At 49.6% G+C, this 16,176-nt stretch carries 8 protein-coding genes and 3 rRNA genes; 1 reads left to right on the top strand and 10 read right to left on the bottom strand.

Going from position 1 to position 16,176, the window contains the following annotated elements; genetic code table 11:
- Positions 1 to 96 precede the first annotated feature (96 nt).
- The 8 genes from serS to SNR34_RS00395 all read right to left on the bottom strand — a co-directional run bounded on the left by serS (position 97) and on the right by SNR34_RS00395 (position 12,122).
- Positions 97 to 1,380 (bottom strand): serine--tRNA ligase, encoded by a 1,284-nt coding sequence (gene serS, locus SNR34_RS00430; protein ID WP_236421475.1) that lies wholly within the window; start codon positions 1,378 to 1,380, stop codon positions 97 to 99.
- 263 nt (positions 1,381 to 1,643) lie between these two features.
- Positions 1,644 to 2,237, bottom strand: coding sequence for a pyridoxal 5'-phosphate synthase glutaminase subunit PdxT (gene pdxT / locus SNR34_RS00425; protein WP_486180931.1), 594 nt, complete (start codon positions 2,235 to 2,237; stop codon positions 1,644 to 1,646).
- Between the two features lie 248 nt (positions 2,238 to 2,485).
- On the bottom strand, positions 2,486 to 3,874 hold the full coding sequence (locus SNR34_RS00420; protein WP_445259727.1) for a D-alanyl-D-alanine carboxypeptidase family protein: 1,389 nt from the start codon (positions 3,872 to 3,874) through the stop codon (positions 2,486 to 2,488).
- Positions 3,875 to 4,333: 459 nt separating this feature from the next.
- On the bottom strand, positions 4,334 to 5,791 hold the full coding sequence (gene guaB / locus SNR34_RS00415; protein ID WP_236421473.1) for an IMP dehydrogenase: 1,458 nt from the start codon (positions 5,789 to 5,791) through the stop codon (positions 4,334 to 4,336).
- Positions 5,792 to 6,142: 351 nt separating this feature from the next.
- Positions 6,143 to 6,259: ribosomal RNA gene (rrf, locus tag SNR34_RS00410) — 5S ribosomal RNA — on the bottom strand.
- Positions 6,260 to 6,380: 121 nt separating this feature from the next.
- Positions 6,381 to 9,306: ribosomal RNA gene (locus tag SNR34_RS00405) — 23S ribosomal RNA — on the bottom strand.
- A gap of 279 nt (positions 9,307 to 9,585) precedes the next feature.
- Positions 9,586 to 11,137: ribosomal RNA gene (locus SNR34_RS00400) — 16S ribosomal RNA — on the bottom strand.
- The 16S, 23S and 5S rRNA genes sit together here, the layout of an rRNA operon.
- A gap of 520 nt (positions 11,138 to 11,657) precedes the next feature.
- Complete coding sequence (locus tag SNR34_RS00395) at positions 11,658 to 12,122, bottom strand: hypothetical protein (protein WP_486180930.1); 465 nt, start codon at positions 12,120 to 12,122, stop codon at positions 11,658 to 11,660.
- 177 nt (positions 12,123 to 12,299) lie between these two features.
- On the opposite strand from SNR34_RS00395, the gene SNR34_RS00390 reads away from it, so the two are divergent.
- Positions 12,300 to 12,896, top strand: coding sequence for a TetR/AcrR family transcriptional regulator (locus SNR34_RS00390; RefSeq protein WP_486180929.1), 597 nt, complete (start codon positions 12,300 to 12,302; stop codon positions 12,894 to 12,896).
- Between the two features lie 108 nt (positions 12,897 to 13,004).
- On the opposite strand, the gene SNR34_RS00385 is transcribed toward SNR34_RS00390, so the two are convergent.
- Complete coding sequence (locus SNR34_RS00385) at positions 13,005 to 14,342, bottom strand: TrkH family potassium uptake protein (protein WP_236421304.1); 1,338 nt, start codon at positions 14,340 to 14,342, stop codon at positions 13,005 to 13,007.
- Positions 14,343 to 14,529: 187 nt separating this feature from the next.
- A complete protein-coding gene (gene lysS / locus SNR34_RS00380) occupies positions 14,530 to 16,041 on the bottom strand; it encodes a lysine--tRNA ligase (RefSeq protein ID WP_236421305.1) in 1,512 nt (503 codons plus the stop codon).
- Positions 16,042 to 16,176: the final 135 nt, after the last annotated feature.

Below are 16,176 nucleotides of genomic sequence, written 5' to 3'. Positions count from 1 at the left end.
ATGCGGAAGCAACCCTTTTACTTTGCTCCATGTGGGATTAAAATCCGGCGTTTTATTACGAAATGTTACGCCGGATCCCCACTTGGTTTTTATTGCCTACGAACGGCGGGTGATTACGCTAATGCCTCCCATATAAGGGCGAAGAACCTCAGGGATCACAACCGAACCATCCTCTTGCTGGTAGTTTTCCAGGATTGCTGCAAGGGTACGGCCAACCGCCAGACCGGAACCATTCAAGGTATGTACGAATTCCGGCTTCGCTTTAGCCTCCCTGCGGAAGCGGATGTTGGCACGGCGTGCCTGAAAATCCTCGCAATTGGAGCAAGAAGAAATTTCACGGTACGTATTGCTCTCCGGCAACCATACTTCTAGATCGTACGTTTTGGCAGATGTAAAGCCCATATCCCCTGTGCACAACGTCAAAACACGGTAAGGGAGCTCAAGCAATTGAAGCACGCGCTCCGCATTTTGGGTCATTTTCTCCAATTCCTCATACGAGGTTTCTGGCGTCGCGAGTTTGAGCAGCTCCACCTTGTTGAACTGGTGCTGGCGAATCAAACCGCGTGTATCTCGACCGGCGGAGCCGGCCTCGGAACGGAAACAAGAGCTGTACGCCACGAAATGCTTCGGCAGATCTTCCACGTTCAAAATTTCTTCGCGATGATAGTTCGTGACGGGAACTTCCGCTGTCGGAATCAGATAATATTCGGTATCTTTCAGTTTGAACAAATCTTCTTCGAACTTTGGCAACTGGCCTGTACCAAACAAGCTATCTCGGTTGACGATATAAGGAGGCAAGATTTCTTCGTATCCATGCTGATCGCTGTGCAGATCCATCATGAAATTGATCAGTGCACGCTCCAAACGTGCTCCAAGCCCTTTGTAGAAAGTAAACCGGGAACCTGTAACTTTCGCAGCCGCTTCAAAATCAAGGATGTTCAGCTCCTGCGCAATTTCCCAATGTGCTTTTGGTGTAAAGGAAAAGCTTTTCGGTTCGGACCAGCGGCGAATTTCCACATTATCCTCTTCGGATGCGCCCACCGGCACGCTCTCGTTTGGAATGTTGGGAATAGCCATGGTCAGGTCATTGATTTGGGCTTCCAGTTCGCGAACCTCTTCATCCATTGCTTTGATCCGATCAGAAACCTCACGCATTTCAACGATGAGTTCATCCGCATTCTCACGGTTTTTTTTGCGTTTGGCCACCTCGGCGGAAACGGTGTTTCGCTGGTTTTTCAACGCTTCGCTCTCCTGCAGAAGCTCGCGGCGCTTGGTATCCAGCTCGGTGAACCCCGAGATCAGGTCCAACGACTTGCCGCGGTTGTTAAGCGCTTCTTCCACTCGATTCAATTCATTTCGCAAAATTCTTACATCAAGCACTACTACCCCTCCTAAATCCTCCGCGTAATAAGCCCCTTACTCTTTTATCGGCATTATTAGGGAGCCCTTATAACTTCGCTTTTCATGGAACCAAAAAAACAACCTTTATCTCCCGGTGACAAGATACCCCACGCTGCGATCCCCGCTTTGTCTCATCAAGCAGATACGGGCAACATCAGGCATCTGATCACATACAATTCCTGAGCAATGGCATAACCATCACAGGGGTGATCGATATCGGGAGATCATAGGTTGTGCATTATTTATTCATGGTTAGGTACAGCATTCTTAGCGGAACGAGCCATGTCTACAAAATAAGCATGCAGACGATAATCGTCCGTAAGCTCCGGATGATAGGAGCATGCCAGCAAGTTCCCCTGACGAGCTGTGACGATTTCATGGTTATAGGTAGAAAGCACATTTACCCCTTCCCCTACGCTTTCGATCAAAGGCGCGCGTATAAATACGGCCCTTACCGGTCCTTCAATGCCTTTGACAGGCAGATCCGTTTCAAAGCTCTCCCTCTGACGACCAAACGCATTCCGGGATACCGTCATGTCCATAAGGCCCAGGTGAGCCTCTTCCTGTCCAGCTATACGCTCTGCCATAACAATCAATCCCGCGCATGTGCCGAAAACAGGCTTTCCTTCAGCTGCAAAAGAACGAATGGCCTCCATAAAGCCGTATTTGCGCATAAGCTTGCCTATCGTCGTACTCTCTCCGCCAGGAAGGATCAGGCCGTCCAATTCAGCCAATTGCTCAACCTGCTTGACAGGTACGCCCTCTGCCCCGGCAAGTTCGATGCTGCGTATATGTTCGGTTACCGCACCTTGAAGTGCCAAAACGCCAATCTTCATTTTCGCATTTTCCTTCCCTTACATGCCACGATCCTGCATGCGCTCGGAAGGGGCAAGTTTGGAGATTTCATTACTGTGTTTAAGCTGGAAAATCATCAGATTATACGTAGAATCCTAACTTGATATTTTACCGGAAAACCAACCAAGTTACAATCCATCCGATCGAATAACACGCAAACGGCTAAAGGCTTATCCTCTGCTGCCACCTTTGCGTAATATTCATTGATGGTTCGGATCGGCCCTGCTCGTTAGAAGAGGTTCTTGATTCCGTCGAACAGATCAACGAAGAAATCTTTAATGGCACGGAAGAACAACCGGAACCATCCGCCTTTTTCCGCGTCTTCTGCCGTGATCAGGTTTACCGTTTTCTCCTGAGGCTCCATGCCGTCCGCTTTATAGGTGTAGGTTACCGTTCCAACCTTGGTTCCTGCTTTGATTGGGGCCACCAGTTCGTTATCGTTCGATACGTTCGTCTTGAACGTAACATCCAGGTTCTGCGTACCCTTCGGAACGACAAAGCTTACCGCATTATCGGTCACGACAGGAACTGTTGTTTCACTCCCCTTTTTAAGAGGAACGGATTCCAGACCGGTTACCTTCGTTTTTGCAGCAACTGCCTGCTTGACCTCAAAATTGTTAAATCCATAATCCAGTACCTTCCGTGTTTCCGTAAAGCGTGCTGCTTCAGAAGTGGTGCCCATTACTACGCTGATGTAACGCAATCCATTACGCTCAGCAGTTCCCGTGAAATTGTTGCCTGCTTTCGTAGTGTGACCTGTCTTCATGCCGTCCAAACCTTCGTAAGCAAAGCTTTTGAAGTTGGTGATATCTTTATTTGCTTCCAGCATCCAGTTGTAGTTAATGATTGGCGCCTTGTCGTTTGGACGGAATTTGTAGGATTGAATCGTCGTAAAATCCTTATAGTCCGGATGGTCTTTAATGATGTATCTGCATAGGATCGCCGCATCATACGCCGACATCACCGTTTCCTTGTCTTCGGCAGGACGGTAATCCTCCGGCATGTCAGCACGGTCAAGACCTGTAGAGTTAATAAAATACGTATCTTTCATGCCCATACGCTGTGCTTCTTCGTTCATCATTTTTACGAACTCGGCTTCAGAGCCAGCGACATATTCCGCCAGCGCAACCGTAGCATCATTTGCCGAGCCTACGGCCATCGCGATGTACAGCTCCTTAACTGTATGCTTGTCCCCTTTGGCCAGAAAAATGCGGGAACCGATACTTTTTGCTGCGTTATCCTTAACCTCAACGACGTCATCCCAGCTGAATTTTCCTTGTTTGACCTGTTCAGCCACGATATATTCCGTCATCATTTTGGTCATGCTCGCAGGTGGCATAGCTTCATTCGCATTCACATTCAGAAGAACTTCCCCTGTGGAGGCCTCCATGAGAATCGCCGATTTAACCTTCAGCCCGAGGGAATCCACGGATGGAATCTGTGCTGCTTTTGCCGTTTGTGTTTTGGTAGCTGCCGCAGTAAGAACCTGACCCGAATTATTCGCTGCCGCCATGACCGGCATGACCGCGGACATGCAGAGCATGTTGACCAGCATCATCGACGCTACGCTTTTTTTGAGCAATTGGCGTTTATTTTTATTCGTTCGTTTAGCTTTCAATGTAGTGAATTCTCCCTTCACATCCGAAGCTGTGGAACAGCTTGAACTGTGATATTTTTTTGCCCTGAACCGTGCAGATGTTGGTGTGAATCTTTTTCTTTGTATATGCGCTGTATCGAAAGAGCGATGCCGTCGCTCTGAAAGTACAAGATCGATCGTCACTTAATCAGCATATCTACATGCTTATGTAGAAGGACATATGCGCTTCATAATGATAAAACAGAAACTGCATCGGTGCCTCTTAATAAGGCCCATGCAGGAAGGACTTCAATAAACGAGAAACCCTTCATAAAAACGCCACAGGCTTGTCCGGGCAATTTTAACAACAATGTCGCTTCGCCCTCGTTTGCCCATGGTCCGTAACCACCCTTACTATTCTATCACAGGGGTATCCGCAAAAAAAGACAAGCCCGGCGAAAATCGCCGAGCCTGCCTTGGGAATAAATGACACCCTTCTGATTACAAGGAGTAGTTAGGTGCCTCTTTTGTAATTTGTACATCATGCGGATGGCTTTCGCGAAGCCCTGCACCGGTAATGCGGATAAACGCCGTATCGTTGCGCAGCTGCTCCAGGTTGCTTGTCCCGCAGTATCCCATTCCGGAACGCAGACCTCCGATCAACTGGTGAATCGTATCCGAGATCGGCCCTTTGTAAGCAACGCGGCCTTCGATCCCTTCAGGAACGAGCTTCTTGTCGTCATCTTGGAAGTAACGGTCCTTACTGCCTTGTTTCATGGCAGCGAGGGAACCCATTCCGCGATATACTTTAAAGCGGCGTCCTTGATAAATCTCCGACTCGCCCGGACTTTCTTCCGTACCTGCAAACAGGCTTCCCAGCATAACTGCATGAGCCCCGGCAGCAAGAGCTTTTGTAATCTCGCCGGAATATTTGATCCCGCCGTCGGCGATGATCGGTACACCGTATTCGCGTGCAACCGTTGCGCAATCGTATACGGCCGTTACTTGCGGAACGCCGATTCCCGCGATAACACGGGTTGTACAGATCGAACCCGGGCCGATACCCACTTTGACTACCGAAGCACCTGCCTCGATCAAGTCGCGTGTTGCATCACCCGTTGCAACGTTGCCTGCAACAATGGTCAGGTTCGGGAAACGTTCACGCAGTTGGCGAACCGCATCTAGGATATTAATGTGATGACCATGAGCGGAATCAACCGTAATCAGGTCCACGCCGGCTTGTACCAATGCTTCGGCACGTTCGAACGTATCTTTGGAAATGCCGATCGCTGCGCCGACGAGCAGGCGTCCTTGAGCATCTTTGGCTGCGTTCGGGAATTGAATTGCTTTTTCGATATCTTTAATGGTGATGAGCCCTTTAAGGGTGTTCGTCTCGTCCACCAAAGGAAGCTTCTCGATCTTATGCTTCTGCAGAATCCCCTCGGCTTCTTGCAGCGTTGTGCCGACAGGAGCAGTTACCAGGTTTTCACGAGTCATTACATCATTGATTTTGATTCCGTAATCGTGAATGAAACGCAAATCGCGATTTGTCAAAATACCGACCAGCTTTTGATCGGCATCCACGATCGGCACACCGGAAATCCGGTATTTAGCCATAACCGCTTCAGCATCAGATACCAGGTGATCGGCAGTGAGAGAGAACGGGTTGGTGATGACGCCACTCTCGGAACGTTTAACACGGTCCACTTCTTCAGCCTGTTGTTCGACGGACATGTTTTTATGGATAATACCAATGCCGCCTTCCCGAGCGATGGCAATTGCCATTGTTGCTTCTGTTACGGTATCCATCCCGGCACTGATCAAAGGGATGTTCAATTTCACGTTATCGCTCAAACGAACGGATACGTCTACTTCCTTAGGCAGTGTCTCGGATTTCCGTGGCACCAGCAAAACATCGTCGAAGGTCAAGCCTTCCTTACCAAATTTGTCTTCCCACACGCGGGTGTTCCTCCTTAATATGTGCTCTGCTTTACGGTCCAAAATCTGTTGATTCCAGGCTGTATGTTCCTAAAAAGTACGTTACTTAAAAATTTATTATTGCCATGATAGCAAAGCGCTATTTAGACTGTCAAGGAAAACCGCCCTCTTCTATAGGGTGTACTGTCTGTTGAACACATATGTATGTACACTGAGGACAAATGAAAAGATGAGACAAATTACCGTTCCAATTGGAATGGTATGTTTGTCAAAATGTACTATATAATAAGGCCTTTTTTTGATGCATAAATTCACTAAATATATCTATAAAAAAATAAAAACCACCGCCGATTACATCGGCAGTGGTTCTTCGCTTGGCGGCTTCCTACTCTCCCAGGACCCTGCGGTCCAAGTACCATCGGCGCTAGAGGGCTTAACGGTCGTGTTCGGGATGGGAACGTGTGGAACCCCTCCGCCATCGCCACCAAACGATTTTGCTTTGGATTGAAAAACGATCCGCACATCAAGTGATGTACCCGTTTTTCACTCAGAGATTGCTCTCTGAAAACTGGATTCGAAACGAAACTTGCGATCTTAGAACCTGCATTTCTTGGATAAGCCCTCGACCGATTAGTACTGGTCAGCTCCATGCATTGCTGCACTTCCACCCCCAGCCTATCTACCTCGTCGTCTTCAAGGGGTCTTACATACTGGGAAATCTCATCTTGAGGGGGGCTTCACGCTTAGATGCTTTCAGCGCTTATCCCGTCCGTACATAGCTACCCAGCGGTGCTCCTGGCGGAACAACTGGTACACCAGCGGTACGTCCATCCCGGTCCTCTCGTACTAAGGACAGCTCCTCTCAAATTTCCTACGCCCACGACAGATAGGGACCGAACTGTCTCACGACGTTCTGAACCCAGCTCGCGTACCGCTTTAATGGGCGAACAGCCCAACCCTTGGGACCTACTTCAGCCCCAGGATGCGATGAGCCGACATCGAGGTGCCAAACCTCCCCGTCGATGTGGACTCTTGGGGGAGATAAGCCTGTTATCCCCAGGGTAGCTTTTATCCGTTGAGCGATGGCCCTTCCATGCGGTACCACCGGATCACTAAGCCCGACTTTCGTCCCTGCTCGACTTGTAGGTCTCGCAGTCAAGCTCCCTTATGCCTTTGCACTCTTCGAATGATTTCCAACCATTCTGAGGGAACCTTTGGGCGCCTCCGTTACTCTTTAGGAGGCGACCGCCCCAGTCAAACTGCCCACCTGACACTGTCCCCGTACCCGATTAGGGCACCAGGTTAGAACCTAGATACGATCAGGGTGGTATCCCAACGGTGCCTCCACACAAGCTGGCGCTCATGCTTCTCAGGCTCCCACCTATCCTGTACAGATCGTACCCAAATTCAATATCAAGCTGCAGTAAAGCTCCATGGGGTCTTTCCGTCTTGTCGCGGGTAACCTGCATCTTCACAGGTATTAAAATTTCACCGGATCTCTCGTTGAGACAGCGCCCAAGTCGTTACGCCATTCGTGCGGGTCAGAATTTACCTGACAAGGAATTTCGCTACCTTAGGACCGTTATAGTTACGGCCGCCGTTTACTGGGGCTTCGGTTCACAGCTTCGGGATAAATCCCTAACCGCTCCCCTTAACCTTCCAGCACCGGGCAGGCGTCAGCCCGTATACTTCGCCTTACGGCTTCGCACAGACCTGTGTTTTTGCTAAACAGTCGCTTGGGCCTTTTCACTGCGGCCCCCTCGTGCTATTCACACTACCGGGGCACCCCTTCTCCCGAAGTTACGGGGTCATTTTGCCGAGTTCCTTAACGAGAGTTCTTCCGCGCGCCTTAGAATTCTCTTCTCGCCTACCTGTGTCGGTTTGCGGTACGGGCACCTTCATCTGGCTAGAGGCTTTTCTTGGCAGTGTGAGATCATGACCTTCGCTACTGTAATTTTCACTCCCCATCACAGCTCAGCCTTGCGGTTAGCGGATTTGCCTACTAACCAGCCTCACTGCTTGGACAGGCATCCATCAGCCTGCGTCACTACCCTACTGCGTCCCCCCATCGCTCGTAACGATTTACGGTGGTACAGGAATTTCGACCTGTTGTCCTTCGACTACGCCTTTCGGCCTCGCCTTAGGTCCCGACTTACCCTGAGCGGACGAGCCTTCCTCAGGAACCCTTAGGCTTTCGGCGGATCAGATTCTCACTGATCTTTTCGTTACTCATACCGGCATTCTCACTTGTATAATGTCCAGCGCTCCTTACGGTACACCTTCAACCCTTATACAACGCTCCCCTACCCCTGATCATAAGATCAAGCCATAGCTTCGGTGGTGTGTTTAGCCCCGTTACATTTTCGGCGCAGAGTCACTCGACCAGTGAGCTATTACGCACTCTTTCAATGATGGCTGCTTCTAAGCCAACATCCTGGTTGTCTGTGCAACTCCACATCCTTTCCCACTTAACACACACTTGGGGACCTTAGCTGATGGTCTGGGCTGTTTCCCTTTTGACAATGGATCTTAGCACTCACTGTCTGACTCCCGGAAGTAAGTCTATGGCATTCGGAGTTTGACTGAGCTTGGTAACCCTTGCGGGCCCCGCACCCAATCAGTGCTCTACCTCCACGACTCTGTTTTCCGAGGCTAGCCCTAAAGCTATTTCGGGGAGAACCAGCTATCTCCGAGTTCGATTGGAATTTCTCCGCTACCCCCACCTCATCCCCGCACTTTTCAACGTGCGTGGGTTCGGGCCTCCAGTGCGTGTTACCGCACCTTCACCCTGGACAGGGGTAGATCACCCGGTTTCGGGTCTACGTCCACGTACTATGTCGCCCTATTCAGACTCGCTTTCGCTGCGGCTCCGGCTTCTCACCTTAACCTTGCACGGGAACGTAACTCGCCGGTTCATTCTACAAAAGGCACGCCATCACCCCTAAAATGGGCTCTGACTTCTTGTAAGCACACGGTTTCAGGTTCTATTTCACTCCCCTTCCGGGGTGCTTTTCACCTTTCCCTCACGGTACTGCTTCACTATCGGTCGCTAGGAAGTATTTAGCCTTGGCAGATGGTCCTGCCGGATTCATACGGGGTTTCACGTGCCCCGCACTACTCGGGATCCGTCTCGGAGGGAGCAGACTTTCAATTACAGGGCTTTTACCTTCTATGGCGGGCCTTTCCAGACCTCTTCGTTTAACCGGCTCCTTTGTAACTCCATGTGAGACGTCCCACAACCCCAGAGAGCAAGCTCCCTGGTTTGGGCTGTTCCGCGTTCGCTCGCCGCTACTGACGGAATCACTATTGTTTTCTCTTCCTCAGGGTACTTAGATGTTTCAGTTCCCCTGGTATGCCTCTCCTGCCCTATGTATTCAGACAAGAGTAACTGGGTATTACGCCAGCTGGGTTTCCCCATTCGGACATCCCCGGATCAAAGCTTGCTTACAGCTCCCCGAGGCAGTATCGTTGTTCGCCACGTCCTTCATCGGCTCCTAGCGCCTAGGCATCCTCCGTGTGCTCTTAGTAGCTTAACCAATTGCTCGGATGAGCAATGCAGTTTTCACTAATATATAAACTTGTTGACACAAGTTCAGCTAAAAGGAATGTTCTAATTCGCATTTTTCGTTTCGATATCCAGTTTTCAAGGAACAATCTCGCTTGCTTTCGGGCCGTTCACGGAATGTGTCGGTCGAAAGTTACGAGCATGTGTTTGAGAGTTTGAGCTCTCAAAACTGAGCAACGAGTGAGTCACTAGCCGACCTGGCTAGATTTTAAATTTGAATGTCTTCATCGCAGAAGACGATTCTCCATAGAAAGGAGGTGATCCAGCCGCACCTTCCGATACGGCTACCTTGTTACGACTTCACCCCAATCATCTACCCCACCTTCGGCGGCTGGCTCCTTGCGGTTACCCCACCGACTTCGGGTGTTGTAAACTCTCGTGGTGTGACGGGCGGTGTGTACAAGACCCGGGAACGTATTCACCGCGGCATGCTGATCCGCGATTACTAGCAATTCCGACTTCATGCAGGCGAGTTGCAGCCTGCAATCCGAACTGAGACCGGCTTTTTAGGATTAGCTCCACCTCGCGGCTTCGCAGCCCGTTGTACCGGCCATTGTAGTACGTGTGTAGCCCAGGTCATAAGGGGCATGATGATTTGACGTCATCCCCACCTTCCTCCGGTTTGTCACCGGCAGTCACCTTAGAGTGCCCACCCGAAGTGCTGGCAACTAAGATCAAGGGTTGCGCTCGTTGCGGGACTTAACCCAACATCTCACGACACGAGCTGACGACAACCATGCACCACCTGTCTCCTCTGTCCCGAAGGAAAGGTACATCTCTGTACCGGTCAGAGGGATGTCAAGACCTGGTAAGGTTCTTCGCGTTGCTTCGAATTAAACCACATACTCCACTGCTTGTGCGGGTCCCCGTCAATTCCTTTGAGTTTCAGTCTTGCGACCGTACTCCCCAGGCGGAATGCTTAATGTGTTAACTTCGGCACCAAGGGTATCGAAACCCCTAACACCTAGCATTCATCGTTTACGGCGTGGACTACCAGGGTATCTAATCCTGTTTGCTCCCCACGCTTTCGCGCCTCAGCGTCAGTTACAGCCCAGAGAGTCGCCTTCGCCACTGGTGTTCCTCCACATCTCTACGCATTTCACCGCTACACGTGGAATTCCACTCTCCTCTTCTGCACTCAAGTCATCCAGTTTCCAGTGCGATCCGGGGTTGAGCCCCGGGATTAAACACCAGACTTAAATGACCGCCTGCGCGCGCTTTACGCCCAATAATTCCGGACAACGCTTGCCCCCTACGTATTACCGCGGCTGCTGGCACGTAGTTAGCCGGGGCTTTCTTCTCAGGTACCGTCACCTTGAGAGCAGTTACTCTCCCAAGCGTTCTTCCCTGGCAACAGAGCTTTACGATCCGAAAACCTTCATCACTCACGCGGCATTGCTCCGTCAGGCTTTCGCCCATTGCGGAAGATTCCCTACTGCTGCCTCCCGTAGGAGTCTGGGCCGTGTCTCAGTCCCAGTGTGGCCGATCACCCTCTCAGGTCGGCTACGCATCGTCGCCTTGGTGAGCCGTTACCTCACCAACTAGCTAATGCGCCGCAGGCCCATCCTCAAGTGACAGATTGCTCCGTCTTTCCAGTTCTCTTCAGGCGAAGAAAACAAGTATTCGGTATTAGCTACCGTTTCCGGTAGTTGTCCCAAGCTTGAGGGCAGGTTGCCTACGTGTTACTCACCCGTCCGCCGCTAAGCATCAAGGAAGCAAGCTTCCTATCAACTCCGCTCGACTTGCATGTATTAGGCATGCCGCCAGCGTTCGTCCTGAGCCAGGATCAAACTCTCCAATAAAGATGAATTTCGGTCACGAGGTTAATCGTGATGAAAATCATCTGAGGTATTGAAAAGAGCGATTAGCTCATTTTGAATCTGACGAGATAAAATATCTCAAGTTTTGACCTTGCAAGCAAGATCAGTTTTACTCACTCGTTGTTCAGTTTTCAAAGATCAAACTTCGTTTTCGTCACTAAGTTGTTGTCCTTAGCAACTCTTATATCTTATCACATCCGAACCAACTTTGCAAGCACTTTTTTTAAGTTTCTTTTTTCGAAGCTTATTTGCTTTGCTTGCCGCACCATGTTTCTCGGCGTTTTCTTGGCCGGAATTTGAATATACCATGTACATAAATATTATGCAAGTGTTTTTTTGAAAAAAGTGTTTATCCTTATTGGATCTATAACTCTGGCAACCTAATTAAAATGGATATAATGCAACTCCCTCTCAAAATCATGAGCATGCACACTGAACTGAACCAAACAAATCCAGGCGCACATGCCTTCAGCTCCCCACATGCGCACCCTTCTCACTCCGCCTAGTTTACCTTCTTCAAAGGCTCTTTCTTTGGCCACAATGTGTAACTGAAACTGATCACAAAGTCGATAACCAGAATGATTCCCCATATTTGGACCAAGTCCGAAAATGCCTTTGTTCTCTCAGGGTCACCAATCCACCAAATCATGATATACAGGAATCCACTTCCGATACACCAAGCGACTACATGCCGCAACCATCCTTTCCGTTCATGGCTGGCATGATCTTTGCCGTATCGCTTCATTTCCCGAGGATGGCTTCCTCCTTTAAACCAAAATTGAAAGTATCGATCAGCCCAAGAGATCATCTGATGCCCATAAGCAATGCTCACCCCGATGTATATAGCTGCTATGCCGTGTACCAGACTTGCCGTTGCCCCTCGTTGTAAATCAATGACGGTAGCTATAAGCAACAACAGATCCACCACCGGAGTTGCCGCGAGCAATCCCATACCCACCCTTTTCATTCCAAGCAAATATCGCACACTCAAACCGGCTATCACAAAAATCCAGAATGCAATCTCGCACCCAATGATAAAATAGGCAATCACCGTTCTATCTCCCCCCTTTTTTTATAATACAAGTGTACTGAAAACAATTTAACACAATTGTATTATATTAATCAATAGTGATATAATTCGTATATGCCTAAAATTGTAGATCACGACAAACAGCGCTTGCTCGTAGCCGAGGCAGCATGGCGCGTCATACGAAGGGATGGCATGGAACAAGCCTCTGTTCGCAAAATTGCCGAAGAGGCCGGCATCTCGCCCGGCTCCATGCGTCACTATTTTTCCACTCAGTCCGAGTTGTTGTTATATGCAATGACCTTGGTCTCGGAGCGTGTACACGAACGCATTAAAAGGCTGGACCTTAACGGCCCGCCATTGGAAAATGCAAAGAGGCTGCTGCTTGAGGTATTGCCGACGACGGAAGAGAACATGGCCGAAATGGAGGTGTGGTATGCTTTTACGGCCAAATCCAAGACAGATCCGGCGCTGAAATCGCTAGCAGACCAGGTATATGGAGAATTGCGTTATACCGCTTCCTCCGTCATTCAGTATTTAATCAAGCTCGGGTTGGCCAAACCCGATATGCAGGAACAACTGGAAACGGAACGTTTATACGCATTGATTGACGGCCTTGCAATTCATGCCATATTGAATCCCGAGCAGATGGAACCCCAACTGTTGGAGGACATCGTTGAGCTGCATCTATCCTCTCTATGCAGTAAAACGTAATAAAGACGAAACCAGACCCTGAAAACAAAAAAAACCGCAAAACCCGATTCGACATTTCGCCCGAGCTGATGCCTGGATGAAATTCGGCGGGTTTTGCGGTTATTTGGTTTATCCGATAATGATTCGCCCTTCCGGATGGCGGTACAATCTCTTCTCCTTGCGAGGGCGTAATGCATACGCAATCGTTAACGGGCCGATCCGGCCGATGAACATGGTAAGGGAGATAATGATTTTTCCCCAATCGCTAAGCTCCGGGGTCACCCCTACTGATAGTCCTACCGTTCCGATCGCCGAAGCTGCTTCAAACATCAATGCAAGAAACGGCGCATCTTCTGTCGTGAGGAGAAGCATAACAACGATCATAAAGATGATCAACGAGACCATAATGATGGTTAATGCACGCATCAACAGCTCCTTGGGTACGCGATGCCGGAAAAACACGATATCCCGATTCCCTCGAATCATGGCATACACTGCCCCGATCATGATCAGGAACGTCGTTGTTTTGATGCCGCCCCCGGTGGAGCCCGGCGAGGCCCCGATAAACATCAGCAGTATGAAGAAAAACTGCGTAGCCTGCCGCATTTCGGTAATATCAATGGTGCTTGTACCCGAAGAACGCGTCGAAACGGACTGGAAGAAGGAAGCATAGATCTTTTCGTCCCATGTAAGCGAAGCAAGCGTATGGGGATTGGTGAACTCAAAAATGAACAATACAAGCGCACCGATACCGATTAACGAACCCGAGACGGATAATACCAGCTTCGATTGCAGAGACAAACGCCGTTTTTTACGATACTCGAACAGATCATTAAGCACCACAAACCCCAGTCCGCCGGAAACGACGAGAACGGATGCAGTAATGTTGAACAACCAGTCTCCCGTAAAATATTGAAAACTGTTGCCGAACAGGTCGAAGCCACCGTTGTTGAATAAAGATACGGAGTGGAAAATTCCGTAATAAACCGCTTGGCCAAAGGGCATTTCAAGCGCCCATCGAAGAGCCAATATCACTGCAGCAATCCCCTCAATGGTAAACGAAAATATCAGCACCTTGCGGATGATGCGCACGATGCCTTCCATGCTGTCGGCATTAATGGCCTCTTTAAGCAGCAGCCTGTCCTTCAGGGAAATCCGCTTACCCACCACAAGCGCAAACAAGGTTGCAAGTGTCATGAACCCCAGTCCGCCCAGCTGCATTAATACCATAATAACGATCTGGCCGAACAGATTGAACGTCGTACCCACATCCACCACGACCAACCCTGTAACGCAAGCAGCTGAGGTCGCGGTAAACAGCGCATCGATCAATGGCAGATGTACTCCGCTCTGATTGGCAAAAGGCATCATAAGCAGAATGGTACCGATGGTTATGATCAATAAAAATCCACCTACCAGGATTAACGGAGGAGACAGGATTTTGGCTAAATGAAGCTTGAACTTCATAAAGGGCACCTCTTCTAAAACATAATAAAAACCGCATATTAAACCTAAAGAGGAACTTGCGCCAGCGGTAATGCCGAACAGCAGGTTCCTCTTCTATTATGAACGCTGGATGCGTCCCTTATTATTAACCGCAGCCGTTATTCGCAGAACGCCGACTCTCGATACTTTGACTCTTGCAGTACAACTCCTAGTCTTGCGTACGCGGACGCATATGAGGGAACAGCAGAACATCGCGAATGGACGGCGAGTTGGTCAACAGCATGATGAGACGATCAATGCCGATCCCCAGTCCACCTGTCGGCGGCATGCCGTATTCCAACGCACGGATGAAGTCGTCATCCATTTCATGCGCTTCGTCGTTTCCGTGCTCTTTCTCCAGCAGCTGCGCTTCGAACCGTTGACGTTGGTCGATCGGATCGTTCAGCTCCGTAAAGGCATTGGCATGCTCGCGACCGACGATGAACAATTCGAAACGGTCTGTAAAACGCGGGTCTACATCACTTTTCTTTGCCAGTGGAGAGATCTCAAGCGGATGTCCCATAATAAACGTCGGCTGAATCAGCGTCTCTTCTACGAATTGCTCGAAGAACGCATTCAGGATGTGACCGAAAGTCATATGCGGTTCAACCGGAACCTTATGTTCTTTGGCCAGACGATGAGCCTCCTCATCCGACATGTGCACGGAGAAGTCTACACCAACGACTTCTTTGACTGCATCCACCATGGTCACACGGCGCCATTGAGGCGTCAGATCCACCTGATGGTCTCCGTACTGGATGACCTGCGTGCCAAGCACTTCTTGGGCGATATGAGCAACCAAATTTTCAGTCAGACGCATGATGTCTTTATAATCGGCATATGCCTCATACAGCTCGATCATCGTGAACTCAGGATTATGACGTGTCGACATCCCTTCATTCCGGTAAACACGACCGATTTCATACACTTTCTCCAATCCGCCTACGATCAGACGTTTCAGATGAAGCTCAATTGCGATCCGCATGTACAATTCCATGTCCAGCGCATTATGATGCGTGATGAACGGACGCGCAGCGGCACCACCAGCGATAGTATGCAACGTAGGGGTTTCCACCTCGAGATAGCCGAGGGAATCCAGGTAACGGCGCATCGACTGAATGATTTTGGAACGTGTAATGAATGTTTGTTGTACTTCAGGGTTCGTAATCAGGTCCACATAGCGCTGACGATAACGCAGCTCCACATCTGTGAGACCATGATATTTATCCGGCAGTGGGTAGAGCGATTTCGACAACACTTCCAAATCTTTAACTTTGACAGACGTTTCACCGGTTTTGGTCTTGAAGACCACACCGCTAACACCGACGATATCTCCGAGATCAAGCAGGCTGAATGCAGCAAATTTCGACTCTTCCACCGAGTCTTGACGAACATAAATCTGGATTTTGCCGCTCAGGTCCTGAATATGCGCAAAGCTCGCTTTACCCATTCCCCGCTTCGCCATAATCCGTCCGGCAATACTGACTTCGATTTGCTTTTCCTCGAGCTCTTCCTTCGTCAGTTCATTGTACTTCTTCAGAATAGAACCGGCTTCCTCGGTACGTACGTACTTTTTGCCAAACGGGTCGATTCCCAGATTGCGGAGCTCGTCCAGCTTGTCGCGGCGAATTTGCAAAAGCTCGCTAAGTTCGGTTTCCTGATTCAAGACTTCATCCGTCATGATCTATATTCATCTCCTTATTTACATTGCAGACAAAGGCGAATCTGCGCTTCCTCTCATGCCGGGAACATCGTTCATCGATGGTTTCCCGCAAAAGGCAGACCACGGTTGTCGGAAGTTTATGTTGCAGTATCA

This window comes from Paenibacillus sp. XP01, assembly GCF_057364885.1.
The sequence above is the reverse complement of the archived record's forward strand: the minus strand, read 5'-3'. Positions and strand labels throughout refer to the sequence as shown.